This is a genomic window from Mesorhizobium sp. CNPSo 4688, from assembly GCF_057784295.1.
On record NZ_JBWLUY010000004.1, the window covers coordinates 1 to 24641 of the forward strand.

Below are 24641 nucleotides of genomic sequence, written 5' to 3' on the forward strand. Positions count from 1 at the left end.
GATTGCAGGACTGCAGGATGCGCTGGTCGAGACCTGGGATGCGCTCGGCATTCCCTACGGCTCCGCCGGACGGCCCGCTGTCGCCAAGAGCGACCGGATTGTTCCGCTGTTGGTGCCGAAGTCGGGCGGCTGAAGCCGCCGCCTGCTCAAACGGTCTTCATCCACCCCGCCAGCCGGTGTGCCGCTTCCTCGAGCTGATCGAGGCGGCGGTGGAAACACAGCCGCAAAAACGCTTCGCCGCCCGGGCCGAAGGCCGTTCCCGGGGCCAGGCCGACATTGGCCTTGTCGACGATGTCGAAGGCGGCCCGGCGCGGGTCCGTAAGGCCGTCGACCGTGAAGAACAGATAAAACGCGCCCTGCGGTACGGTGAACCGTGCCTTGCCGGTGGCGCCGATTATGTCGCAGACGAGATCGCGCGCCGCGTGCGCGCGCTCCACCTGCTCGACGATGAAGGCATCGCCGTGGTCGAGGGCGGCGACCGCGCCGCGCTGCATGAACTGAGCGACACCCGAGGTCGAATACTGGATCAGGTTCTCGAACACCTGCTGCAGGTCGGGATGGGTCTTGATCCAGCCGATGCGCCAGCCGGTCATCGCCCAATTCTTGGAAAAGGAGTTGACGAACAGGATGCGGTCTTCCGCGGCCGAAATGTCGAGGAAGGACGGCGCGCGGCCGTGGCCGTAGTGGAACAGCGAATAGATCTCGTCGGCGATGATCCACAGGCCCTTTTCGCGGGCGAGGTCGAGGATCGCCTGCAGCGTTTCCCTGTCGGCGGTCCAACCAGTCGGGTTGGACGGCGTGTTGACGAACAGGGCTTTGGTGCGCGGTGTCACCGCGGCAGCTATCTTGTCGACATCGCAGGACCAGCCATTGCCGGACTGGTCGAGCGTGACAGCTACGGGAGTAGCGCCGGAGACACCGGCGGCAGCGGCGAAATTCGGCCAGGCCGGCGACAGATAGACAACCTCGTCGCCACTGCCGGCGACGGCGGCAAGCGCCAGCTGGATGGCATGCATGCCGGAGCCGGTGGCGATGAATTCCTCCTCGGCGAAATTCTTGCCGAAATGCCTGGCATAGTAGCGCGAAAGCGCTTGCCTGAGCTCCGGAATGCCCTTCTGCCAGGTGTAGAAGGTCTCGCCATTGGCGAGCCCCTTGGCAGCAGCCTCCGAGATGAAGGCAGGCGTCGGCAAATCGCCTTCGCCGGCCCAGAGCGGGATCATGCCCTCGCGCGTACGGCCGTAATTGACGACGGCGACAATGCCGCTTTCGGGTGCGGCCACGGCTTCGGCGCGCAAGCTATCGATCAGGGTCATGGACAGGTCCGTTTTGATATCGAGCGAGTGCTCATAGAGCGGTTCATCGTCTGAAGGAACGCCGAACCGCTCCATGTCTTTGTTTTTACGCAACTCCGGACGGAAAACCGTTTCACACTTTTCCTGGAATTGCTCTTAGCAGAAGCGAAAACAGAAAACCCCGGCCGCGGACGACCGGGGTTTTGGTCCAGGAGCCTGCCTCGCAGCTATTTCCTGGCGAGGAGATCGCGAATTTCGGTGAGCAAAGCGACATCGGCCGGCGGTGGAGCAGCCGGGGCGGCGGGCTTCTCGCGCTCAAGCCGCTTGCGCAGGTTGTTCACCGCCTTGACCATCAGGAAGATGATGAAGGCAAGGATGAGGAAGTTCAGCGTCGCGGTGATGAAGCTGCCATAGGCAAGGACCGCGCCCTGCCCCTTGGCCGCATCCAGAGTCGGGGCGTTGACGGCCGAGGAAAGTCCCAGGAAGTAGTTGTTGAAATCCAGTCCGCCGAAGATCGCGCCGACGATCGGCATGATGACGTCGTCGACCAGCGAAGTGACAATCTTGCCGAAGGCAGCGCCGATGATGACGCCGACGGCCAGGTCCATCACATTGCCCTTGGAAATGAATTCCTGGAATTCTTTCAGCATTCGACCCTCCTTGTCATGGCAGGCCGCGTCCTCCGGCGCCGGCCCGCGCATACCATAACAAAAACCTGCGGTTGCAACAGAAGCAAAAGCCGGAAAACACCGCTTTCTCCTTACCTTAGGTCACGAGCTCCACCGGGCGGCTCGTCTTAGCCATGCGCCGAAAGCCGCGATGGACTCGACCCCAAAGCTGTGATTGCGTCAGGCCAAGTTGCATGAATACTGGCTGGAGGAGGACTTTCGAGCCGTGCAGGGCTGGTTCATCGTCATCATTGCCGTCGCCTATGTGACGCTGCTGTTCGTCATCGCCAGTCTCGGCGACCGGCGTTCGGCGGCTTCCGGGCCCGGTCGTGCCCGGCCCTTCATCTACGCGCTCAGCCTTGCCATCTACTGCACGTCATGGACCTTCTTCGGCTCGGTCGGCCTGTCCTCCGAGCGCGGCCTCGAATTCCTCGGCATCTATACCGGCCCGGTGCTGGTGTTCGTGTTCGGCTTTCCGCTGCTCAACCGCATCGTGCGGCTGGCCAAGAGCGAGAAGATCACCTCGATCGCCGACTTCCTCGGCGCCCGCTATGGCAAGAGTTTTGCCGTCTCGGCGATCGCCACGCTGATCGCCACCATCGGCGCTGTGCCCTATATCGCGCTGCAGTTGAAGGCGATTTCCGGTTCGGTCGGCCTGATGGTCGAGCACTATACGGGATCGCCGCCGTCCTTCGATCCGTTCGTCAGCGACATCTCGCTGGTCGTGGCCATGCTTCTGGCACTGTTTGCGGTGCTGTTCGGCACCCGCCACGCCGATGCTACCGAACACCAGGATGGACTGGTGCTGGCCGTGGCGGTCGAGACCGTGGTCAAGCTCGCCGCCTTCCTGGCGATCGGTCTGATGGTCACCTTCCTGATCTTCGGCGGACCGGGCGACATGATCGACAAACTGGCCGAAAACAACCAGGTGCGGCAGGCGATGGGCTACAACACTTCGCTCGCCACCTGGCTGGTGCTGACCTGTTTGAGCGGCTTTGCCATCATCATGCTGCCGCGCCAGTTCTACGTCACCATCGTCGAGAACCGCGGCGAGGCCGAATTGCGCACTGCGACCTGGGTGTTTCCGCTCTATCTCGTGGCGATCAACCTGTTCGTGCTGCCGATTGCCTTCGCCGGCCTGGCGCTGGTCGGCACCAGGACCAGCAGCGATCTCTATGTGCTGTCGCTGCCGCTGTTCAGCGGCCATGACGTGCTGGCCATGGCGGCCTTTATCGGCGGCCTGTCGGCGGCGACTGCCATGGTCATCGTCGAAAGCGTGGCACTGTCGATCATGATCTCCAACGATCTCGTCATCCCGCTGTTCGTGCGCCGGCTGCTCAAGACCACGACGTCTGAGAACGAGGACTGGTCGACGCTGATCCTCAATGTGCGGCGCGGCGCGATCTTCATCCTTCTGTTCATCGCCTTCCTCTACTACCGCGAGAGCACCAACGCGGCGCGGCTGTCGTCGATCGGCCTGATGTCGTTCGCGGCCATCGCCCAATTCGCGCCGGCGCTGATCGGCGGGCTGATCTGGCGCGGCGCCAACGGCCGTGGCGCTGCACTCGGCATGGTCGCCGGCATCCTCGTCTGGGGCTACACGCTGCTTTTGCCTTCGCTGTCGGCGCCCGATGCCGACATCGTCGTGCAAGGGCTGTTCGGCTTCGAGGCGCTGCGGCCGCAGGCCTTGTTCGGCACCGTCGCCGAGCCGTTGAACCACGGCGTGCTCTGGAGCCTGTCCGTCAACACGCTGTTTTTTGTCCTCGGCTCACTGTCGCGCGCGTCGGTGCCGCTGGAGCGCATCCAGGCGTCAATCTTCGTGCCGCGCGAGTCCGGCCCGATGCCCAGCCTGCGCCGCTTCCGCACCGCCATTACCGTCAACCTCCTCAAGGACACCATATCGCGCTATCTCGGCGTCGAGCGCACCGAGCGCTCCTTCCAGTCCTTCGAGAAAAGCACCGGCGTCTCGCTGCACGGCAATGAGCAGGCCAGCATGGATGTCATCCGCTTTTCCGAGCAGCTGCTGGCGAGCGCGGTCGGCTCGTCGTCGGCGCGGCTGATCCTGTCACTTTTGTTTCGCCGCAACGACCGCGAATCCAAGGATGCCTTCCGCCTGCTCGACGACGCCACCGAGGCGTTGCAGCACAATCGCGACTTGCTTCAGATCGCGCTCGACCAGATGGAACAGGGCATCACCGTCTTCGACCGGGATTTCCGCCTGATCTGCTGGAACAGACAATATCGCGCGCTGTTCGACCTGCCCGACGAGATGGGCCAGGTCGGCGTCTCGCTCGACCTTATCCTGCGCCACCTTGCCGAGCGCGGCGATATCCCGGCCGACCAGCGCGTGGCGATGCTCAACCGGCTGACCAGCTTCGTCAGCCCGTGGCAGATGGAATTGAAGACCAGCGGCCGCATCATCGAATTGCGCTCCAACCCGATGCCGGATGGCGGCATCGTCGCCACCTATGCCGACATTTCGGGACGCGTCGAACAGGATCTGGCGCTGAAGCGGGCCAATGAATCGCTGGAGCAGCGGGTCAAGACGCGCACCATCGAACTGACGCGCGTCAATGAGGAGCTGGCGCAGGCGCAGATGCTGGCCGAGGAGGCCAATCTCGGCAAGACGCGCTTCCTCGCCGCCGCCGGCCACGACATCCTGCAGCCGCTCAACGCCGCCAGGCTCTACTGCTCGTCGCTGATCGAAAAGGCCGGCAAGGGCCCGGCCGGCAAGGCCGCCGTCAACATCGAATCCTCGCTGGAATCGGTCGAGACGATCCTGGGCGCCGTGCTCGACATTTCGCGCCTCGACGCCGGCGCCATGAAGCCGGATAACAGCGCCTTCCGCCTGGACGGGCTGCTGCGCCAGATCGGCAACGACTTCCAGCCTCTTGCCGCAGAAAAGAAACTCGACCTGACGATCATGGCCTCGTCGCTCAGCGTGATGACGGACCGCAACCTGTTGCGCCGGCTGATCCAGAACCTGGTCTCCAACGCCATCAAATACACGCGCCATGGCCGCATCCTCGTCGGTGTGCGGCGGCGCGGCGAGCTCGCCGAAATCCAGGTGATCGACACCGGCATCGGCATTGCCGGCGACAAGCTGAACACGGTCTTCAACGAGTTCACCCGGCTCGACGAAGGCGTGCGCGAGGCTGAGGGCCTCGGCCTCGGCCTCTCCATCGTCGACCGTATCGCGCGGGTGCTCAGGCTCGAGATCCGGATCTTTTCCAACCCGGGCAAAGGCACGCGCTTTTCCGTCATCCTGCCGGTTGCGGCGGTTGAGGCGCCGCGGCGCGAAGTTGAGCCCAAGGCGCCTTCTCGCGTCGCGAACTCGCTGGCGGGGCTGCGCGTCATGTGCATCGACAACGACGCCCGCATCCTCGACGGCATGCGGCTTTTGCTCGAAGGTTGGGGCTGCAGCGTCGGCACGTTTTCCGGCTCGGAGGATTTCGCCAGGGCCGACATCCATCGTCCCGACATCGTGCTTGCCGACTATCATCTCGACGGCAGGAGTGGTCTCGACGTGATCGCCAGGCTGCGTGACATCCACGGCCGGGACCTGCCGGCCGTGCTGGTCACCGCCGACCGCTCCACCGAGGTCCGCGCCGCCGCCGCGGCGCTTGACGTGCCGGTGATCAACAAGCCGCTGAAGCCGGCCGTGCTGCGCTCGATGATGGCCAGGGTCAGGCCGCTGGCTTCGGCGGCCGAGTAATCGCGGCGACCAGTCTCAGCTATGTCCAAGGCTCGCAATATAGGCGCAGAACATGTCGGCCATCGCATCGGCATAGGCTTCGATCTCCGCGTCGGTGCGGGGGCTGCTTGAAAAATCCTTTCCCACCGAACTCAGCGTCGCGCCGATCAGGCCGCCGGCCAGTGCACGGACGGTTTCCGGGGCCTCGGGCAAGGCTTCACGCAGGAAGTTCTGAATGGTGCGCTCGCCGGCGTCCCTTGCCTCATGCGCCTCGGGCGCGTCACGGTAGAGCGGAGCGGCGTCATTGAGCGCCCCGCGCACGGCAGCCTCCTCGCACTCCGAGCGGATGAAGGCGTGGACCAGTCTGCGCAGCCGTTCGAGCGGCGGCCGCTGGTTGTCCTCGAGTATGGTGCGCAGCAGGCCGCCCGTCTGCTGCCACTCGTCGCTCTGCAGCCGGAACAGCAGAGCGGCCTTGTTGGGGAAATACTGGTAGAGCGAACCGACGCTCACGCCGGCCCTTTCGGCCACGCGCGTGGTGGTGAAACGCTGCGCGCCTTCGCTCGCCAAAACCTGAACAGCAGCTTCCAAAATCGCCGAGATAAGCTCGACCGCACGTGCCTGCTTGGGCTGTTTTCGCGAGGAAATAGAAAGGCTTGGACATTCGGCCATGGTGCTGTCCGGCAATGCGAATTGGAAACCTGAAGGACTATTCGTATTTTTGGCACGACACAAGAACGCAATGATTTTTGATTGGAAACTTCGATGACCACCCTCACCAGCGCCCCACTCGCACCTCTGCTTGCCCGCCTGTTCAAGGAAGCCGAGGCAGCGACCAGCCCGGCAGCAGCCGGCCTCTCGCCTGACGAACGAGCACGCCTTCTCGGCAGCAAGACCGAGTATGTCGACTTCTACGGACGGCTGAAGGACCTCTGGCTCGCGGTTTCGCCGGAGACCGGCACGCTGCTCTACATGCTGGCGCGCAGTTCAGGGGCCCGCGTCATCATCGAGTTCGGCACCTCGTTCGGCATCTCGACGCTCTATCTGGCGGCAGCGCTGAGGGACAATGGCGGCGGCCGCCTGATCACCACCGAGTTCGAGCCATCCAAGGTGATGCGGGCCAAGGCCAATCTGACCGAGGGCGGCCTCATCGACCTGGTGGAAGTCCGCGAGGGCGATGCACTGCAGACGCTGGGCGACGATCTTCCTGAAACGATCGATCTCTTGCTGCTCGACGGCGCCAAAGCAATCTACCCGGAGATATTGAGCCTGGTCGAAAGCCGGCTCAGGCCCGGCGCGCTGGTGATCGCCGACAACGCCGATTTCAGCCCCGAATATCTGGAGCGCGTGCGCTCCCCGGCATCGGGCTACATGTCGACGCCTTTCGGCGACGACGTCGAACTGTCGGTGCGGCTGAGCTGAAGCCGCCGGCGGACTGGTTGCCCGCAACCGAACAAAGCTGAGCGCTCCGGCGCTCAACTCACCGGCTGCAGCGGGTCGTTGCCGATCTTGGACAGCTGGATCACCGCCTGGGTGCGGCTGTCTACGCCGAGTTTTTGCAGGATGGCCGAGACATGCGCCTTGACCGTCGCTTCGGAGACGCTGAGCTCATAGGCGATCTGCTTGTTGAGCAGGCCTTCGGCCAGCATGCCGAGCACGCGCGTCTGCTGCGGCGTCAGCGCCTGCAGCCGCTTGATCAGGTCCGATATCTCGGGGTCGCGCTCGACGCCGAGATCGATGCCGACGGGCGCGGCGATATCGCCGGCCAGCACCGTCTGCACAGCGCTGCGGATCTCCTCCATGCTGGCCGATTTGGAGATGAAGCCGGAGGCGCCGAGATCGAGCGCGCGTCGGATGGTCACCGGGTCATCATGCGCCGACACCACCATCAGCGGCACAGCCGGATGAATGCCACGCAGCGAGATCAGGCCGGACAGGCCGCTGGCGCCCGGCATCGACAGGTCGAGCAGCACCAGGTCGACATCCTCATTGGCCACGACCAGCGCCTTGGCGCTCTCGAAATCGCCGGCCTCATGGATGGCGGCAACATCGCCGACGCCGGCAAGCGCCTCTTTCAGCGCGCCGCGGAAAAGCGGATGATCGTCGGCGATGACGAAGGTGTAGCCCGACGGCAAATATTCCTCCCCAAATCCCGCTGTTGATTATCGGCTTCTACGGGACCGGACGATTATGCGGCGAAGCGTTCTGTTTTCAAGCGGCAATGGCCGGATGCGGCTCAGGTCTTTTGCGAATTGAGCTTGGCGCCGTCGCCATTATCCTTATCCATCTCCTTGACGATGCCCATGAAGCCACGCAGCATGCGCTCCATGTAATTCATCGTCTTGTCGAAATCCTCCTCGCTCGGCAATTTCGATTCGAGGCGGGCGGACAGCGAGTTCTCCAGCTTGGTGACGCGCTCATCCATGGCCTTCATCGAGGCCTGCAAACGATCGACTTCGTCCTGGAAGGCGGCGCGCTCGTCGGCCGCCATCTTGCAGACGAGCTGGCCGGAGCGTTCCTCGCAGATCGACATGGCGCCGGTCTGGGTGTCCATGCGGACATAGCCGTTGGCCGATTTTTCCAGCCGGTAGCGATCGGTCTCCTCGGACCAGGCCGATGCCGCGACCAGCGAGACCAGTGCGGCGGGGATCAGTATGTGCTGCAGACGCATGTTCCATCCTCCACGAGCCAGTGTACGTGAATCTATCACAGCTTTGCGCCATAAATGCGGAAGAGTTGCCCTTCCCCGCATGAGCCATCCGGATTATAGCGCAGCCATGTCTCAGATTATCTACAAGATCGCGCCCGAAGCGCTTTGGCGCGAGGCCGAGAAAAACGGGCGCTTCACCGGCGCTCCGATCGACATCGCCGACGGCTTCATCCATTTCTCGACGGCCGACCAGGCCAGGGAAACGGCGGCGAAGCATTTCGCCGGTCAGACCGGGCTGCTGCTGGTCGCTATCGACGGAGACCGGCTGGGCGAAGCGCTGAAATACGAGGTCTCGCGCGGCGGCGCGCTGTTCCCGCATCTCTATGGCGCGCTCGACATGAACACCGTGCTGTGGGTGCAGCCATTGCCGCTCGGACCCGACGGCGCGCATCAATTCCCGGCGCTGGAGGCCGAATGAGCGTGCTCGACCGCATCGCCCAGAAACTGCTGTTCAGCTTCGATCCGGAAACGGCGCATGGCATGTCGATTGCGGCATTGCGCTGCGGCCTGCCGGTCGGCGCGCGGGCAGTACGCGACGACAGGCTGAAGGTCAGCCTATGTGGCCTCGCCTTTCCCAATCCGCTCGGCATGGCCGCCGGCTATGACAAGAATGCCGAAGTGCCCGACGCGCTGCTTGGCCTCGGCTTCGGCTTTGCCGAGGTGGGCACCGTGACGCCGCTGCCGCAGGCCGGCAATCCGAAGCCACGCATCTTCCGGTTGACCGAGAATGACGCGGTGATCAACCGGCTGGGCTTCAACAATGAGGGCCACGACGCGGCGGAAAAGCGCCTTGCCGCGCGCAAGGGACGCGGCGGCATTGTCGGCGTCAACATCGGCGCCAACAAGGACAGCGCCGATCGTGTCGGCGACTATGAATTGGGCGTCTCGCGCTTTGCGAAATATGCCAGCTATCTCACGGTCAATATCTCGTCACCCAACACGCCAGGCCTGCGCACCATGCAGGCGCGCGAACAGCTCGGCGAGCTTTTGGCGCGCGTCGTTGCCGCGCGTGCGGCAGCTTCGGCAAAGCCGCCGGTCTTCCTCAAGATCGCGCCTGACCTGGTCGAGGCCGAGCTGGAAGACATCGCCGCCGAAGTCAGCGAAAAACAGATCGACGGCGTCATTGTTTCCAACACGACGCTGGCGCGGACGGGATTGCGCAGCACGACCGGCGCAGGCGAGACCGGTGGTCTCTCGGGAAAACCGCTGTTCGAGCGCTCGACCATCGTGCTGGCGAAGATGCGCAAGTTGCTTGGTCCGGAGCGCGCCATCATTGGCGTCGGCGGCGTCGATTCTGCCGAGACGGCGCTGGAGAAAATCCGCGCCGGCGCCGATCTGGTGCAGCTTTACACCGGCATGATCTATGCTGGCCCGGCGCTACCCGGCCGCATCCTTGCCGGCATGGTGCGGTTTACGGACAAGGAGCGGCTGAAGGCGCTGCGCGAACTACGCGATGCCGGCCTCGACCGGTGGGCTGTCAAGCCGCTCTAAAACGCCTCCCGTACCCTCACCCGCAAAATCGTCAGCAGGCTGAGGCCGCGCACCAGCAGGAAGACGTGCAGCGCCGCCCACAGGCCGTGATTGCCCAGGGACGGCGCCAAGGTGAACAATGCGGCGCTGAAGGCCAGGAAAGACAAGAGCATCATGTTGCGCATGTCGCGCGACCAGGTCGCACCGATGAAGACGCCGTCCATCTGGAAGGCCAGCACGCCGCTCAACGGCGTCAGCGCCGCCCATGGCAGATAGACATCCGCGACGTCGCGAACGTCCTGCGACGTGGTGATCAGGGCGACCAGGCCGGAGCCGCCAAGCCAGAAGATCAGCGTCGCGGTTCCCGCCAGGCCGAAACCCCAGAACAGGGTCAGCCGCACCGCCCGGCGAAACGAGGTTTCGGCGCGCGCGCCAATGGCGCGTCCCGCCAACTGTTCGGCCGCAGTGGCAAAACCGTCGAGGAAATAGCCGGCGACAAGGAAGAAGTTCATCAGAACGGCATTGGCTGCCAGCATCAGCGTGCCGAACTGCGCGCCCTGGCGTGTAAACAGCGCGAAGGCGGCAAGCAGCGAGAACGAGCGGATCATGATATCGCGGTTGAGCGACAGCATGCGCAGGAAGGCGCCCATGTCGAGCAGGCGATGTCGCGGCAGGCGCGGTGCGGCCCGGAACCGCCAGATGATGATAGCGAGGCCCAGCAGCATGGCCAGCAATTCGCCGGTGACCGTCGCCCAGGCGACGCCGGCGACGCCCCAGCCGAGCTTCAGGCCGAGCAGGATGCAGAGCACGATGTTGATGCCGTTGAGCACCGCCTGCAGCATCAGCCCGAGCCCGCCCTCGCCGCGCCCCAGCACATAACCGAGAATGGCGTAGTTGATCAGCGCAAAGGGGGCGGCGAGCATCCTGATGCGGATATAGACGCCCATCGCCTCGCTGACGCGCGGTTCGCCGCCGATGAATTTCTGGCCGGCGATGGCTATCAGCGGCGCAAGGGCGACAAGCGCGATGCCGGCGGCGACCGCGATCAGCACGGCGCGCCAGAACACCGCCTGTTCTTCCAGTTCGTCGCCGGCTCCGAAAGCCTGGGCGACGAGGCCGGTGGTGCCGGAGCGCAGGAAATTGAAGGTGTTGAAGACGACGTCGAAGACCAGCGCGCCGGCCGCCAGGCCGCCGAGCAGGGCGGCGTCGCCAAACTGCCCGACCACTGCCGTGTCGACGATGCCGAGCAAGGGCGTCGTCAGATAGGCGAGCGTCATCGGCACGGCGATGGCAAGCACCGAACGGTTGGTGACGGCGAAGGGCTTCGCGTCGGCTGGTGTTGCACCCGTGTCCAGGGATTTCTGCCTTGCTGATTGCGGCTTGATCGAACAGCCGATGTGCCCCATTTTCCGGCCACCGCGCAATGACCTTTGCCCCGACGGCCAACCGAAATCCCGGTCTGGCGAGCTCGCCGGATCCAGCCCATGCCCCTGCAGATCGTCCACCATTCCGACTATGACGCCGGCTTTGCCGTCAATCATCGCTTTCCGATGAGCAAATATCCGCTGCTGATGCAGGCCCTGCACATCAGGGGTCTGATCCAGGCCGAGGCGCTGTCGATGCCCGAGCCGGCGCCGGCCTCCTGGCTGAAGCTTGCCCATGCGGCTGATTATGTCGACCAGGTCATCACTTGTTCGGTGCCCGAAAAGATCGAGCGCGAGATTGGCTTTCCCGTGGGTCCGCGCGTGTCGCTCAGGGCGCAGCTCGCCGCCGGCGGTACGGTGCTGGCGGCGCGGCTGGCGCTAGTCAACGGCATTGCCTGCAACAGCGCCGGCGGCAGCCACCATGCGCGGGGCGCACAAGGCGCGGGCTTCTGCACGTTCAACGATGTTGCCGTCGCTACGCTGGCGCTGCTCGCCGAAGGTGCCGCCCAAAACATCCTGATCGTCGATCTCGACGTGCACCAGGGTGACGGCACCGCGGACATTCTGAAAGACGAACCACGCGCCTTCACCTTCTCCATGCATGGCGAGCGCAATTATCCCGTGCGCAAGATCGCCTCCGATCTCGACGTCGCGCTGCTGGACGGCACCGGCGATGCTGCCTATCTCGAACGGCTGGGCGCCATCCTGCCGGAGCTCTCGGCCAAGGCGCGCTGGGACATCGTCTTCTACAATGCCGGTGTCGACGTCCATGCCGAGGACCGGCTTGGCCGGCTCTCGCTCAGCGATGATGGCTTGCGCGCCCGCGACCTGATGGTGATCGGCCATTTCCGCGCGCTGGGCATTCCGGTCTGCGGCGTCATCGGCGGCGGCTATTCAACCGACGTGGCAGCACTGGCGGCGCGCCACGCCATCCTGTTCGAGGTGGCGGCGACCTTCGCCTGAGGAACGAAAGTTACTTCCGGTAGTTGGCAATCCTCAAGAAGATAAAGACCGGCACGACGATCGCGGCCCCAAGCAAGATATAGCCGAGGAAGCGGTCAATGGCGTGGAAACCCAGGTTCCACAGGTCGATGAAGAATTTCTGGACGCCATAAAAGACGTCCATCGGCGTCCAGCCGAACGCGTTCATCACCAGGCCGACGAGGAACGATACGACCAGCAGCTTGACGATCACCCTGACGGGCGAGTCGCCGAGAAAGCGCGTCACTGCGGACAAGGGCCTGCCTCCAGATTCGTGTGCCCGGATTCGGGGTACAGGTCCACGAATACGCACTTGCTGCGCCCGTATCAAGGCAGGCGGGACGGTTCGTGGCGCGGCGCACGCGTGCGCATGGAACTGCCCGTGCGGCATTGATACCGCCGCCAATCGGTTTCCAACAGCCGTTTCCGAAGAGCTGTCCAAGAGCGATTGCCCGAAGCGGGCCCATCATGATATCGAGGGGCCGACGCGGGTATGATGTAATGGTAGCTTGTCAGCTTCCCAAGCTGAACGCGCGGGTTCGATTCCCGCTACCCGCTCCAGCAAAAATCAATGATCTAGACGGAGTTCGCCGGCGCCTGCCGCAGGCCTGCGCATTGCGACCCTATTCATGCCTGCACCTCGGCGCAGATGGGAACGTGCATTGCCACCTCATCGGCGTCCATCCGCATCAGGGTGTGCGACAGGCCGCCATGCTCGTCGATCCACTGCCGCACCCAAGCGGGGTATTGAGAGAGCAGGTAGTTGGCAGCGACGGCGTTCTCATGAGCGCCGACGCCGTACGGCAGATGGAAGCCGAAGGATGCACGCGGGGTAACGCAAAGCTGCTCGACGGGCAGGGACAGATAGAGCGTGCAGGCGCTGTCGCGAACGAGATCCCCTCCACCCGCTCCAACCTGGGGCGCAGGGCTGGGCGCTTGACCCGTTGTCCAATTTTCTTGGGGGCCGCAAAGGATCACATTGGCGGGCCACGCCAATGCCGCCCCATCAGTGTGGCCGCACCAGGTCCGGCTATAGTCCCGTTCCGCGCAAGCATGGAGTTCCCGGCCGCTATCCCACTTCGCGCAGGATGAAGTCGTGCAGCATTTTGGCGGCAGGCGACAGCGCGCGGTTCTTCACCGTGATCAGGCTGTAGGGGCGGACCTCGATGTCGAACTCGGTCTGGACGACGTCGATGGCGCCAGCGAGACCGTCGGGGTTCTGGATGAATTTTGCCACCTGGATCGACACCGGGGCGATGGCATCGGACTGGGCGACCATGACCAGGGTCAGCAGCAAAGAGCTGGTGTTGAGGATGCGGTCCGGCAGCGCGATATTGCGGTTCAGGAAATTGCTTTCCATCGCCTGGCGCAGCGGCGAACCGCCGGACTGGAAGACCCAATCATAGGCGGCCGTATCCTCGAGCCGCACCGCCTTGCCATTGCTCAGCGGATGGCCGCGGCGCACGATCAGGCAAGCCTTCTCGACGCCGATGACGCGCGATTCGAACAGCCGCGGATTGAGGTCGTCGGGGACGCGGGCAATGATGAAATCATGGCGCGTGGCGATCAGTTCGCGTGCCAAAACGTTCGACGTTTCGACCTGCATGGTGATCTCGATGCGCGGATAGAGGCGGCGGATTTCGCGGATCGCCGGCACCGCCAGTTCGATCGCCGGCGCGGTCACCGCGCCGAGGAACACTGAGCCGCCCTTGCCCGCCTTGAGCTCTGAAATCTCGCGGTCGGCCTCGCGCATCTCGAGCAGGATAGAGCGCGCGCGCCTCGCCAACGCCTTGCCGTAAGGGGTGAGCGTGATCCCGCGCGGCAGCCTTTCGCAGAGCTTGACCTCGAGCACCGCTTCCATCTCGGAAATCATGCGCGAGGCCGCCGGCTGCGAGATATTCATCACCTGCGCCGCCGCACTCACCCGACCGTGATCGTCGAGGGCCGCGATCATGCGCATGTGGCGCAGGCTGAGCCCACTGCGCAGAAGTGTTTCGCCACCGCCCGGCAATTCATCGTAACTAACTGAAATTTCTTGAGGATTTTGCAATGCCGCCATGCTTGCACCCGCTCCCGCCAATGTCCCGGCCTGCTCTAGTCATATACCGGTTTCGGTATAGCAACCACCGAAGATCGCATTTGACAGTTATGGCAAAGCGACACACCCTTCGCGCGTCCTCAAGACTTGACGGTCGATGACGAGCAGAATCGTATCGATTGAAATCAGGCGACTGAGGGCCGATTGGGAGGATACCGGAGATCGATATGACGGCGGCGGCGCTTTGGCGCTTCCGCCCGACTGCGCGGCCCGCGAAGCCCCGAGGTGTCGCGTCCATCAACCAGGGAGAGTTTTACGTGAAAATCATCAAGACACTGGCCGCCGTCGCGGCCCTTGGCATCGCTGCCATGACCTACTCGGCGCACGCAGCCGACAAAGGCCTTGTCGGCGTGCTGATGCCGACCAAGACCTCGCAGCGCTGGATCAATGACGGCGACGCCGTCAAGTCCCAGCTCGAAGCTCTCGGCTACACGGTCGACCTGCAGTACGCGCAGGACGATATCCCCAACCAGCTCAGCCAGCTGGAAAACGAAATCACCAAGGGCCCGAAGGCGCTGATCATCGCCTCGATCGACGGCACCACGCTGTCGGACGCGCTGCAGAAGGCCGCTGACGCCGGCGTCGTCGTCGTCGCCTATGACCGCCTGATCAAGAAGACCGCCAATGTCGACTACTACACCACCTTCGACAATTTCGGCGTCGGCGTGATCCAGGCGAACTCGCTGGTGAAGGGCCTCAAGGAGCGCTTCCCGAACACCAAGCCGTGGAACGTCGAGCTGTTCGGCGGTTCGCCGGACGACAACAACGCCTTCTTCTTCTACAACGGCGCCATCTCCGTCCTGCAGCCGCTGATCGATGACGGTTCGATCAAGATCAAGTCCGGCCAGACCGGCATGGACAAGGTCGGCACGCTGCGCTGGCTCGCCGCCACGGCCCAGGCCCGCATGGACAACCTTCTGTCGGCCAACTACTCGGACGGCAGCCGCGTCGATGGCGTTCTGTCGCCCTATGACGGCCTGTCGCGCGGCATCACCGCCTCGCTGCGCGCTGTCGGCTACGGCACCGACGCCCAGCCCTGGCCGATCGTGACCGGCCAGGACGCCGAGACCGCCTCGGTCAAGCTGATCATCACCGGCGAACAGTACTCGACCGTGTTCAAGGACACCCGCGAACTGGCTAAGGCCACCGTCGAACTCGTCGACAAGGTGCTCTCGGGCGGCAAGCCGGAAGGTCTCGATGAAAAGACCTACAACAACGACGTCAAGGTCGTTCCCTCGATCCTGCTGACGCCGCATGACGTCGACAAGTCGAACTACCAGGCGCTGGTCGTCGACTCCGGCTACATCAAGGCCGACGAGCTGAAGTAAATTCGGTTGTAAAATCAGGGGTCCTGCGCAACGCAGGGCCCCTTTTCGTTCACCAGCGAGCCCGGTATTGTTGCCGACCTCGCCGGCAGTGTTTGCCGACCTCTCAAGGAGCGGTAGTTCCCATGGCCTCGACAATTTTGGAGATGCGCGACATCACCAAGACGTTCCCCGGCGTGAAGGCGCTGTCGAACGTCAACCTCCGTGTCGAGGAAGGCGAGATCCATGCCGTGGTCGGCGAGAACGGCGCCGGCAAATCAACGCTGATGAAGGTGCTGTCGGGCGTCTATCCTGCAGGCACCTATGACGGCCAGATCATCTTCCAGGGCCAGGAATGCCAGTTCAAGGGCATCCATGACAGCGAACACAAGCGCATCGTCATCATCCACCAGGAGCTTGCGCTGGTGCCGATGCTGTCGATCACGGAAAACATCTTCCTCGGCAACGAAAACGCCCGGTATGGCGTCATCGACTGGGATGCCAACGAGGCGCGCACCGCCGCCCTGTTGAAGAAGGTGGGCCTCAAGGAGGACCCCAAGACACTGATCACCAATATCGGCGTCGGCAAGCAGCAGCTGGTCGAGATCGCCAAGGCGCTGAGCAAGGACGTCAAGCTTCTGATTCTCGACGAGCCGACCGCGTCGCTGAGCGAGAAGGACAGCCAGGCGCTGCTCGACCTGTTGCTAGAATTCAAGCGGCAGGGCATGACCTCGATCCTCATCTCGCACAAGCTGAACGAGATCAACCGGGTCGCCGACAAGGTCACCGTCATCCGCGACGGACGCACCATCGAGACGCTGGCCAAGAAGGACATCTCCGAAGACCGCATCATCACCTCGATGGTCGGCCGCTCGCTCGACGACCGCTATCCGCCGCGCGAGCCCAATATCGGCGAGGTCGTGTTCGAGGTGAAGAACTGGTCGGTCTATCACCCACTCCATGCCGAACGGCAGGTGATCAAGGGCATCGACATCAATGTCCGCAAGGGCGAGGTGGTCGGCATTGCCGGGCTGATGGGCGCCGGCCGCACGGAATTCGCCATGAGCCTGTTTGGCCGCTCCTATGGCCGCCGCATCACCGGCGAGGTGCTGCTCAAGGGCAAGCCGGTCGATGTCACATCGGTGAGCAAGGCGGTCCAGCACGGCATCGCCTACGTCACCGAGGACCGCAAGACCTATGGTCTCAACCTCATCGACCATATCAAGCACAACATCACGCTCGCCAATCTCGGCGGCGTGTCGCGTCACAGCGTGATCGACGATATGCGCGAGCTTGCCGTCGCCAACGACTATCGCAAAAAAACCAACATCCGCGCCTCCAGTGTGTACCAGATGACCGGCAATCTTTCCGGCGGCAACCAACAGAAGGTGGTGCTGTCGAAATGGCTGTTCGCCGACCCCGAAGTGCTGATCCTCGACGAGCCGACACGCGGCATCGATGTCGGCGCCAAATACGAAATCTACACGATCATCGCGCGTCTTGCCTCGGAGGGTAAGGCGATCGTGGTCATCTCGTCGGAAATGCCGGAATTGCTTGGCATTACCGACCGCATCTACGTGATGAATGAAGGGCGCATCGTCGGCGAAATGCCGGCGGCGGAAGCAAGCCAGGAAAAAATAATGCGCGCCATCGTTCGGGGAGAAGGAAAAGCAGCATGAGCACCGAAATTGCCCCCGCCCCGCAGGGCAACGTCGCCGAAGAACAGCGTCCACGCATCGCCGTCTCTGCGCTGACGACGAACCTGCGCGAATACGGCCTGATCATCGCGCTGATCGTCATCATGCTGTTCTTCCAGTTCACCACCTCTGGAACGCTGTTCAAGCCGGTCAACCTCAGCAATCTGGTGCAACAGAACTCCTTCATCATCGTGATGGCGCTGGGCATGCTGCTGGTGATTGTCTCCGGCTATATCGACCTCAGCGTCGGATCGGTCGCCGGTTTCATCGGCGCGCTGGCGGCAAACATGATGGTCATCTGGCAGCTCGGGCCGCTCAGCAATCCGCTGGTGGTTTCGATCGTCTGCCTGATCATCGGTGGTGCGATCGGCGCCGCGCAAGGCTACTGGATCGCCTACCATCGGATACCGAGCTTCATCGTGACGCTTGCCGGCATGCTGATCTTCCGCGGCATCTGCCAGGCGTTGCTGGGCGGCGGCTCCTCTGTCGGCCCGCTTCCCGACGACTTCAAGATGCTGAGCTCCGGCTTCATCCCTGACATCATCGGCCCGCTGACGCTCGTCCCGCCGGTAGTGAACGCGGCCGGCAAGACCATCCTGGGCAGCGGCGTGACCCTGCACATGACGACGGTCGTGCTGGGGCTGATCGCCGTGCTGGCCTATGCCTATTTCGGGGTGAGGACGCGGCGCAAGCGCGAACGCCACGGCTATGAGGCCGAGCCCTTCCCTCTGTTCATCGTCAAGACGCTGGTCGCCAGCGCGCTGGCGCTGTTCCTGGTCTATGAGTTCGCCAGCTACAGGGGCCTGCCGGTGGTGCTGCTGGTCATGGGCGTGCTGATCACGCTGTTTGTCTTCGTCACCAAGCGCATGACCATCGGCCGGCGCATCTACGCCATGGGCGGCAACCCCAAGGCGGCGCAGCTGTCGGGCATCAACACCGAGCGGCTGACGCTGATGGTGTTCATCAATATGGGCGTGCTGTCGGCGCTGGGCGGCCTGATCATCGCGGCCCGCCTTGGCCAGGCAGTGCCGGCGGCAGGTCTCGGGTCAGAGCTCGACGTCATCGCGGCCGTCTTCATCGGCGGCGCTTCGGCGATGGGCGGCGTCGGCCAGGTCATCGGCGCGGTGGTCGGCGGGTTCATCATGGGCGTGATGAACAACGGCATGTCGATCATGGGCGTCAATGTCGACTGGCAACAGGTGGTCAAAGGCCTGGTGCTGCTCGGCGCTGTGATCTTCGACGTCTACAACAAGAACAAGGCCTGACAGGCCGGCGAGGCAACGAGGAAGGCATACGATCGCGGCGCTGCCGGCATAAGAAGTTCCCTCAGGGGAACGGGCCCGCGAGCGCAATCCGGACGAAGAGTTCAACCCGTGGCACGGCGAGGTCCGAGCCGCGCAGGTCAAGGTTTGCCAAGACGCAACCGGGCCAAGGCACATGAGAGAGGGTTTCATCATGCTGATTTCCCAGATCCTCGACGACGCCGAGACGATCCGCGTCGTTGCCCGCAATGGCGGCGGCAAGACCAGGGTCATCAACGGCGCCCGCAGCGTCTATTCGCTGGCGATGGAAGCCGCGCGCACCGGCACCGGGCTGGCCGCACTGATCGAGCGCAAGGGATACGGTGAGGCCGTCGACCTCGACGCCGCCTACAAAAAGGGCCGGCTGGTGTCGCCGATCAACCATCCCGATCCCGCGCATCTGCATCTGACCGGCACCGGGCTGACCCATCTCGGCTCGGCGGCGACGCGCGATTCCATGCACAAGAAGCTCAGCGACGGCGGCGAGGAACAACTCACCGATTCCATGAAGATGTTCCGTATGGGGCTCGAAGGCGGCAAGCCGGCCAAGGGCCAGACCGGCGTGCAGCCGGAATGGTTCTACAAGGGCAACGGCACCATGGCGGTGGCGCCGGGCGCGGCGCTGATGTCGCCGGCTTTCGCGCAGGACGCCGGCGAGGAGCCGGAAATCGCCGGCATCTATGTCATCGGCGATGACGGTGCGCCCTTCCGCGTCGGCTTCACGCTGTCGAACGAGTTTTCCGACCACGTCACCGAGCGGGTGAACTATCTGTTCCTGGCGCATTCCAAGCTGCGCAACGCCTCGTTCGGACCGGAGATCCTGATCGGCGATCTGCCGGCCGACATCAGAGGCGCTTCGCGCATCCTGCGCGACGGCAATCTTTTGTGGGAAAAGCCGTTTCTGTCGGGCGAAGCGAACATGTCGCACACCATCGCCAATCTCGAGCACCACCACTTCAAATATTCGGCCTTCCGCCAGCCCGGCGACGTGCATGTGCACATGTTCGGTACGGCGACGCTGTCCTTCGCCGACGGCATCAGGACGCAGGCCGGCGATGTCTTCGAGATCGAAGCCGGAGACTTCGGCCTGCCGCTGCGCAACCCGCTGGAGATCGAGCAGCCGGTGAAGGTGGCAGTGAAGGCGTTGTGAGCGTGATCTCCCCCTTGTGGGGAGATGTCGCCGAAGGCGACAGAGGGGGTCGTCGCGCGTGGAGCGCCGACGTCTTCCGCGGGCACCAGACGGCGTTGGCGTTCTACGCGCAGCGACCCCCTCTGGCCTGCCGGCCATCTCCCCCTCAAGGGGGGAGATTAGCAGCCTCAATAAATATCAAAATCGAAATACTTCGCCTGGATCTTCTTGTAGGTGCCGTCGGCAACAATCGCGTCTATCGCCGCGTTGAGCTTGTCGCGTAGCGCCGTGTCTTCCAGGCGGACGGCAATGCCGGCTTGCGTCTCGGTGCCCTTGACGTCGCCGACCAGCTTGCAGCAGCCGTCGCTCGCCTTCTTCAGCCAGTCCATCAGCACGAACTTGTCTGAAATCACCGCATCGAGACGGCCATTCTGCAGGTCGGTGATCGCCTCCTCCTGGGTCGGATAAAGTTTTGCCTCCGCACCGGCCTTGCCGTAGGCATTCTGGGCGTAGTCGGCCTGGGTGGTCGACGCCTGCGCGCCCACCGTCTTGCCGGCAAGGGCGGCCGGTTCGGTGGACGTGAGGTCGCTGTCCTTCGGCGCCACCAGCGCCAGCGGCGTGGTGTAGTATTTGTTGGTGAAGGCGACCTGCTTCTTGCGCTCCTCGGTGATGCTCATCGAAGCGATGATGGCGTCGAATTTCTTCGCCTGCAGCGCCGGGATGATGCCGTCCCAGTCCTGGGTGACGATCTCGCACTCGACCTTCATTTGCGCGCACAGCGCATTGGCAATGTCGATGTCGAAGCCTTCGACCTTGCCGTCAGATGTAATGGTATTGAAGGGCGGATAGGCGCCTTCGGTGCCGATCTTCAATTTCTCCTGCGCCTGCGCCAACGAGCCGGCCGCCATCACCAGCATGGCAGCGCTGGCTGCCGATATGATCCATTTTGACATCTGCATCTTCTGGTTCCCCTTACGCGCCGGTCTGTTGCCGGCCACCAACAGGCAGCCAAGCATGGCAGGCCAATACAGGCAAGTATTTTGCCTGACCGTGATCGCGGTTCAGCCGGCGGTGCGGAAATGCTTGGAGAGTTTCAGGCCTTGCGCCTGGTAGTTGGAGCCGAGATCGCTGCCGTACAGCGCCTGCGGCCGCTTCAGCATATGCTCGTAGACCAGCCGGCCGACGATCTGGCCATGGTCGAGAATGAACGGCACTTCGTGGCTGCGCACTTCGAGCACTGCCCGGCTGCCCGTACCGCCGGCGGCTGAATGGCCGAAACCCGGATCGAAGAAGCCGGCATAGTGGACGCGGAACTCTCCGACCAGCGGATCGAAGGGCGTCATTTCGGCGGCGTAGAGCGGCGGCACATGCACCGCCTCGCGGCTGACCAGGATGTAGAACTCGTCCGGGTCGAGCACCAGTTCGCCGGCGCCGCTCTTGTGGAGTGGCTCCCAGAAATCGACGGCATCCTGGGCGGCGCGCTTGTCGACATCGACGAGGCCGGTGTGATGCTTGCCGCGATAGCCGACCAGCCCGTTGTGATCGCCGTCGAGGTCGATGGATAGCGCAATGCCGCCGCCGGAAATGTTGGGGGGCTCGGTGGCGACCAGCATCTCGGCCCGATGCAATTCATTCAGCTCTGCCTCCGACAACAGCGCATTGCCGGTGCGGAAGCGGATCTGCGACAGGCGCGAGCCGGCGCGCACGACGATCGGGAAGGTGCGCGGGCTGACCTCGAGGTAGAGCGGTCCGTGATAGCCGGCGGCGATCTTGTCGAACTCGTGGCCGCGATCGGTCATGACGCGGGTGAAGATGTCGAGCCGCCCGGTCGAGCTCTTCGGATTGGCGGAGGCGGAAATATTGGCCGGCAGGGCGAGGCTCTCGAGCAGCGGTACGATGTAGACGCAGCCGGTCTCCAGCACCGCGCCTTCGGTCAGGCTGATCTCGTGCAGCTTCAGCCGCTCGAGCTTCTCCGACACCTTATGGTTGGGGCCGGGCAGGAAGGAGGCGCGGACGCGAAAAGCCTTGTCGCCGAGCCTAAGATCGAGGCTGGCCGGCTGTACCTGGTCGGAATCGAGCGCGCGCGGCGACTTCAGCGCGCCGGACTGAAACAGCGCGGAAATATCCTGATCGGGAAGAATGCCTGTCTGCCGCAAAGGCTGGCTCCGTTCCAAGGCCGCTCTTTGAGGCAGGTTCTTGCCCGCAAAACCGCTGGACACTTTTGCGGAACCTGCCTTGGTACAAACCTCTTAATGAAGCCGGCAATTGACGCAAGCATGGCTGAGGTCTAAAGGGTCGTTATCCCGTGGTGATTTGGCCGGTCGGCTTGCAGCCACGTTAAACAAGTCGCTAAAGGACCGTCGGGCCGCAAGGCCGTATGGACCGGTTGCGACTTTCGCGGCCGGTTTTTTTGTGTCTGGAACAAAAGCGATGAGCACCAAGAAGCGTAACTGGAAGCCTCAGACCGCACTCGTGCACGGGGGAACGCTGCGTTCCCAGTTCGGCGAAACGTCGGAAGCGATGTACCTCACCCAGGGCTATGTCTATGAGACGGCGCAGGCCGCCGAAGCCCGTTTCAAGGGCGAGGAACCGGGCTTCATCTATTCGCGCTACGCCAACCCGACCGTCGACATGTTCGAAAAGCGCATGTGCGCGCTGGAAGGCGCGGAAGACGCGCGCGCCACCGCGTCCGGTATGGCTGCGGTGACGGCGGCCCTGCTGTGCAGCGCCAGGGCCGGCGACCACATCGTTGCGGCGCGCGCGCTATTCGGTTCCTGCCGCTGGGTGGTCGAGACGCTGGCGCCGAAATACGGCATCGAGGCGACGCTGGTCGACGGCACCGACATCGCCAACTGGGAAAAGGCGGTCAGGCCGAACACAAAGCTGTTCTTCCTGGAGAGCCCGACCAACCCGACGCTGGAAGTGGTCGACATCGCCGCCGTCGCATCACTGGCCACTTCGATCGGCGCCAGGCTGATCGTCGACAATGTCTTTGCCACGCCCTTGCAGCAGAAGCCCTTGCAGCTCGGCGCCCACATCGTCGTCTACTCCGCGACCAAGCACATTGACGGCCAGGGACGCTGTCTCGGCGGCATCATCCTGTCGGACAAGAAGTGGATCGACGAGAATCTGCACGACTATTTCCGCCACACCGGCCCGAGCCTGTCGCCGTTCAACGCCTGGACGCTGCTGAAGGGCCTGGAAACGCTGCCGGTGCGGGTGCGCCAGCAGACGGAAAGTGCCGGCAAGATCGCGGATTTCCTGGCCGGACAGCCGCAGATCGCCCGCGTCATCTATCCCGGCCGTGCCGATCATCCGCAGGCCGATATCGTCAAGAAGCAGATGACGGGGGGCTCTACGCTGATCTGCCTCGACGTCAAGGGCGGCAAGCAGGCGGCTTTCGCCTTGCAGAACGCGCTCGACATCGTGCTGATCTCCAACAATCTCGGTGACGCCAAGAGCCTGATCACCCATCCGGCAACGACAACACACAAGAACCTCAGCGACGAGGCACGTGCCGAGCTCGGCATCGGGCCGGGAACGCTGAGGCTGTCGGTCGGTCTTGAGGATACGGACGATCTGCTCGAGGACGTTGCACAGGCGCTGAAGGCGGCGAAGTAGCGGCCTGCGAAAGCAAGGCAAAGGCCCGGGCGTCGATCAGGCGCCCGATGAGGCCTCTTCCAGTTCCGTCATCGCCTTGGTGCGGATGGTCATGGCATTGCCGCGCCATTCGACCGCGCCGCCGAGCCAACCGCGCGACCAGATGGCGGGAAGCATCACATCGCGCACGATCATGGCGGTGACGATGCGCGGTGACAAATACCAGCCCTTGACCCAGGCGAGCAGGCATTCCGGCACATAGGCAAAGGCCAGGACGCACAAAGCCGTGGTGGGCATGCTGACGCCGGCGCTTGCCGCCGCGACCAGCGCCAGCAGCAGCGGCACCGCCACACCCGTCAGGATCTCGGGCGTGTAGAACAGCGGGAAGGTGACGCGGCGCAGCCGCGACCAGCGCGTCTGGCGCGACCAGATCTCGGCAAAGGTGCGCTGGCCGAGCGGCTGTTCGAAGGGCGAGGCGACGAGATTGACGCGCAGGCCGAGCCCATTGACCAGCTTGGTCGCGGCGGCATCCTCGGCGATCTCGGCGGCAAGCGCCTCGATGCCGCCATTGGCGTCGAGCATCGGCTTGTTCCACAGCATGCTCTTGCCCTGGGCAAAGCCGAGACCAAGGGCTTCGCCGGCATATTGCCAGCGCGCCTGCAGCGTGTTGAGGAAGGCGCATTCGACCTCGGCCCAAAAACCGTCCGGCCGCGAGCCGATCGGGGTCGAGCAGACAAGCGCGGTGTCCGGCCGCCAGGCCGCCATCAGATGCTGGACATAGTCGACAGGCATCAGCACGTTGGAATCGGCCAGGATGACCCAGTTGTGCTGCGCCGCCACCCAACCCTTGACGCAATTGTTGAGCTTGGGGTTGGCGCTGACCCGGTCATCGCCGATCAGCAGTTGCGCCGGCACCTTTGGAAACCGGGCAATCGCCCGGTTTATCAGTTTGACCACCGGATCGTCGGCATGGGCGACGCAGAAGATCAGCTCGTAGCGCGGCCAGTCGAGCGAGAAGGCACGGGCAAGCGTCTCCTCGGTAAACGGTTCGACGCCGCGCGACGGCACCACGATCGACACCGGCGGCGCCTTTCTGGCCGGCGGAGCAATCTGGCGCGGCCGCCTCAGGCTGAGCGAAGCGAGCACAGTGCTGGCGAGATTGGAAAGAAGCAGGAGTGTCGAAAGCAGCGCTGCTATGACTGTCAGTTCCATCGAGATCTGGTCACTCCGGGAAAAAGCGGCCAGGAATGGCCGTTTTCAACAGTTCGACAGAGCG

The 24641-nt window shown here is 63.6% G+C and carries 22 protein-coding genes, 1 tRNA gene, 1 pseudogene and 1 riboswitch; of the genes and pseudogenes, 12 read left to right on the forward strand and 12 right to left on the reverse strand.

What is annotated here, in order from left to right; translation table 11 throughout:
• A pseudogene (locus AC04SH_RS08140) lies at nucleotides 1–133 on the forward strand (5-aminolevulinate synthase); the annotation flags it as partial.
• Between the two features lie 13 nt (nucleotides 134–146).
• On the opposite strand, the gene AC04SH_RS08145 reads toward AC04SH_RS08140, so the two are convergent.
• Nucleotides 147–1313 carry a pyridoxal phosphate-dependent aminotransferase gene (locus AC04SH_RS08145; RefSeq protein WP_488574640.1) on the reverse strand — a complete coding sequence of 389 codons (1167 nt, stop codon included), beginning with the start codon at nucleotides 1311–1313 and terminating at the stop codon, nucleotides 147–149.
• A gap of 206 nt (nucleotides 1314–1519) precedes the next feature.
• Entirely contained in the window at nucleotides 1520–1942 is a 423-nt protein-coding gene (gene mscL, locus AC04SH_RS08150; RefSeq protein ID WP_023669649.1) for a large conductance mechanosensitive channel protein MscL, read from the reverse strand.
• A 244-nt stretch (nucleotides 1943–2186) separates the two neighbouring features.
• On the opposite strand from mscL, the gene AC04SH_RS08155 reads away from it, so the two are divergent.
• Nucleotides 2187–5675 (forward strand): hybrid sensor histidine kinase/response regulator, encoded by a 3489-nt coding sequence (locus AC04SH_RS08155; protein WP_488574901.1) that lies wholly within the window; start codon nucleotides 2187–2189, stop codon nucleotides 5673–5675.
• A gap of 15 nt (nucleotides 5676–5690) precedes the next feature.
• Here AC04SH_RS08155 and AC04SH_RS08160 read toward each other — a convergent pair whose 3' ends face one another.
• Nucleotides 5691–6323 (reverse strand): TetR/AcrR family transcriptional regulator, encoded by a 633-nt coding sequence (locus AC04SH_RS08160; RefSeq protein ID WP_488574641.1) that lies wholly within the window; start codon nucleotides 6321–6323, stop codon nucleotides 5691–5693.
• 93 nt (nucleotides 6324–6416) lie between these two features.
• On the opposite strand from AC04SH_RS08160, the gene AC04SH_RS08165 reads away from it, so the two are divergent.
• Nucleotides 6417–7073: an O-methyltransferase gene (locus tag AC04SH_RS08165; protein ID WP_488574642.1), complete on the forward strand. Its 657-nt coding sequence runs from the start codon at nucleotides 6417–6419 to the stop codon at nucleotides 7071–7073.
• 53 nt (nucleotides 7074–7126) lie between these two features.
• On the opposite strand, the gene AC04SH_RS08170 is transcribed toward AC04SH_RS08165, so the two are convergent.
• Together AC04SH_RS08170 and AC04SH_RS08175 are read right to left on the reverse strand one after the other, a co-directional pair.
• The gene (locus AC04SH_RS08170; RefSeq protein ID WP_488574643.1) at nucleotides 7127–7786 is read right to left on the reverse strand and encodes a response regulator; all 660 of its coding nucleotides are present in this window, start codon (nucleotides 7784–7786) and stop codon (nucleotides 7127–7129) included.
• Nucleotides 7787–7887: 101 nt separating this feature from the next.
• Complete coding sequence (locus tag AC04SH_RS08175; protein WP_436258014.1) at nucleotides 7888–8322, reverse strand: hypothetical protein; 435 nt, start codon at nucleotides 8320–8322, stop codon at nucleotides 7888–7890.
• Nucleotides 8323–8428: 106 nt separating this feature from the next.
• On the opposite strand from AC04SH_RS08175, the gene AC04SH_RS08180 reads away from it, so the two are divergent.
• Together AC04SH_RS08180 and AC04SH_RS08185 are read left to right on the forward strand one after the other, a co-directional pair.
• Nucleotides 8429–8779, forward strand: coding sequence for a DUF952 domain-containing protein (locus AC04SH_RS08180; RefSeq protein ID WP_488574644.1), 351 nt, complete (start codon nucleotides 8429–8431; stop codon nucleotides 8777–8779).
• The gene (locus tag AC04SH_RS08185) at nucleotides 8776–9852 is read left to right on the forward strand and encodes a quinone-dependent dihydroorotate dehydrogenase (protein ID WP_488574645.1); all 1077 of its coding nucleotides are present in this window, start codon (nucleotides 8776–8778) and stop codon (nucleotides 9850–9852) included. Before AC04SH_RS08180 ends, AC04SH_RS08185 begins: the two co-directional genes overlap by 4 nt.
• Here AC04SH_RS08185 and AC04SH_RS08190 read toward each other — a convergent pair.
• The gene (locus AC04SH_RS08190) at nucleotides 9849–11186 is read right to left on the reverse strand and encodes an MATE family efflux transporter (RefSeq protein ID WP_477233746.1); all 1338 of its coding nucleotides are present in this window, start codon (nucleotides 11184–11186) and stop codon (nucleotides 9849–9851) included. The genes AC04SH_RS08185 and AC04SH_RS08190 overlap by 4 nt on opposite strands.
• A 129-nt stretch (nucleotides 11187–11315) precedes the next feature.
• Between AC04SH_RS08190 and AC04SH_RS08195 the strand changes: the two genes are divergently transcribed.
• Nucleotides 11316–12218, forward strand: a complete 903-nt coding sequence (locus AC04SH_RS08195; RefSeq protein WP_488574646.1) for a histone deacetylase family protein — start codon at nucleotides 11316–11318, stop codon at nucleotides 12216–12218.
• Nucleotides 12219–12228: 10 nt separating this feature from the next.
• On the opposite strand, the gene AC04SH_RS08200 is transcribed toward AC04SH_RS08195, so the two are convergent.
• The gene (locus AC04SH_RS08200; RefSeq protein ID WP_477233724.1) at nucleotides 12229–12492 is read right to left on the reverse strand and encodes a DUF6460 domain-containing protein; all 264 of its coding nucleotides are present in this window, start codon (nucleotides 12490–12492) and stop codon (nucleotides 12229–12231) included.
• A 231-nt stretch (nucleotides 12493–12723) separates the two neighbouring features.
• Between AC04SH_RS08200 and AC04SH_RS08205 the strand changes: the two genes are divergently transcribed.
• Nucleotides 12724–12797: transfer RNA gene (locus AC04SH_RS08205), tRNA-Gly, on the forward strand.
• A 66-nt stretch (nucleotides 12798–12863) separates the two neighbouring features.
• On the opposite strand, the gene AC04SH_RS08210 is transcribed toward AC04SH_RS08205, so the two are convergent.
• A complete protein-coding gene (locus AC04SH_RS08210) occupies nucleotides 12864–13232 on the reverse strand; it encodes a hypothetical protein (protein WP_488574647.1) in 369 nt (122 codons plus the stop codon).
• Nucleotides 13233–13305: 73 nt separating this feature from the next.
• Complete coding sequence (locus AC04SH_RS08215) at nucleotides 13306–14295, reverse strand: LysR family transcriptional regulator (protein ID WP_488574648.1); 990 nt, start codon at nucleotides 14293–14295, stop codon at nucleotides 13306–13308.
• A gap of 296 nt (nucleotides 14296–14591) precedes the next feature.
• Between AC04SH_RS08215 and chvE the strand changes: the two genes are divergently transcribed.
• The 4 genes from chvE to araD1 all read left to right on the forward strand — a co-directional run bounded on the left by chvE (nucleotide 14592) and on the right by araD1 (nucleotide 19786).
• Nucleotides 14592–15662 (forward strand): multiple monosaccharide ABC transporter substrate-binding protein, encoded by a 1071-nt coding sequence (chvE, locus tag AC04SH_RS08220; RefSeq protein ID WP_488574649.1) that lies wholly within the window; start codon nucleotides 14592–14594, stop codon nucleotides 15660–15662.
• A 122-nt stretch (nucleotides 15663–15784) separates the two neighbouring features.
• Entirely contained in the window at nucleotides 15785–17317 is a 1533-nt protein-coding gene (gene mmsA / locus AC04SH_RS08225) for a multiple monosaccharide ABC transporter ATP-binding protein (protein ID WP_488574650.1), read from the forward strand.
• Nucleotides 17314–18600: a multiple monosaccharide ABC transporter permease gene (gene mmsB / locus AC04SH_RS08230; protein WP_477233720.1), complete on the forward strand. Its 1287-nt coding sequence runs from the start codon at nucleotides 17314–17316 to the stop codon at nucleotides 18598–18600. The genes mmsA and mmsB overlap by 4 nt, the downstream gene beginning before the upstream one ends.
• A gap of 190 nt (nucleotides 18601–18790) precedes the next feature.
• On the forward strand, nucleotides 18791–19786 hold the full coding sequence (gene araD1, locus AC04SH_RS08235; RefSeq protein WP_477233719.1) for an AraD1 family protein: 996 nt from the start codon (nucleotides 18791–18793) through the stop codon (nucleotides 19784–19786).
• Nucleotides 19787–19953: 167 nt separating this feature from the next.
• Here araD1 and AC04SH_RS08240 read toward each other — a convergent pair whose 3' ends face one another.
• Both AC04SH_RS08240 and AC04SH_RS08245 read right to left on the reverse strand, forming a co-directional pair.
• Nucleotides 19954–20724, reverse strand: coding sequence for an ABC transporter substrate-binding protein (locus AC04SH_RS08240; RefSeq protein WP_488574651.1), 771 nt, complete (start codon nucleotides 20722–20724; stop codon nucleotides 19954–19956).
• Nucleotides 20725–20826: 102 nt separating this feature from the next.
• Nucleotides 20827–21921 (reverse strand): 2'-deoxycytidine 5'-triphosphate deaminase, encoded by a 1095-nt coding sequence (locus AC04SH_RS08245; RefSeq protein ID WP_488574652.1) that lies wholly within the window; start codon nucleotides 21919–21921, stop codon nucleotides 20827–20829.
• A 139-nt stretch (nucleotides 21922–22060) separates the two neighbouring features.
• Nucleotides 22061–22138, forward strand: a riboswitch (SAM riboswitch).
• 57 nt (nucleotides 22139–22195) lie between these two features.
• Between AC04SH_RS08245 and AC04SH_RS08250 the strand changes: the two genes are divergently transcribed.
• Nucleotides 22196–23386, forward strand: a complete 1191-nt coding sequence (locus AC04SH_RS08250; protein WP_488574653.1) for an O-succinylhomoserine sulfhydrylase — start codon at nucleotides 22196–22198, stop codon at nucleotides 23384–23386.
• A 36-nt stretch (nucleotides 23387–23422) separates the two neighbouring features.
• Here AC04SH_RS08250 and AC04SH_RS08255 read toward each other — a convergent pair whose 3' ends face one another.
• Nucleotides 23423–24577 (reverse strand): ceramide glucosyltransferase, encoded by a 1155-nt coding sequence (locus tag AC04SH_RS08255; protein ID WP_488574654.1) that lies wholly within the window; start codon nucleotides 24575–24577, stop codon nucleotides 23423–23425.
• Between the last annotated feature and the right edge of the window lie 64 nt (nucleotides 24578–24641).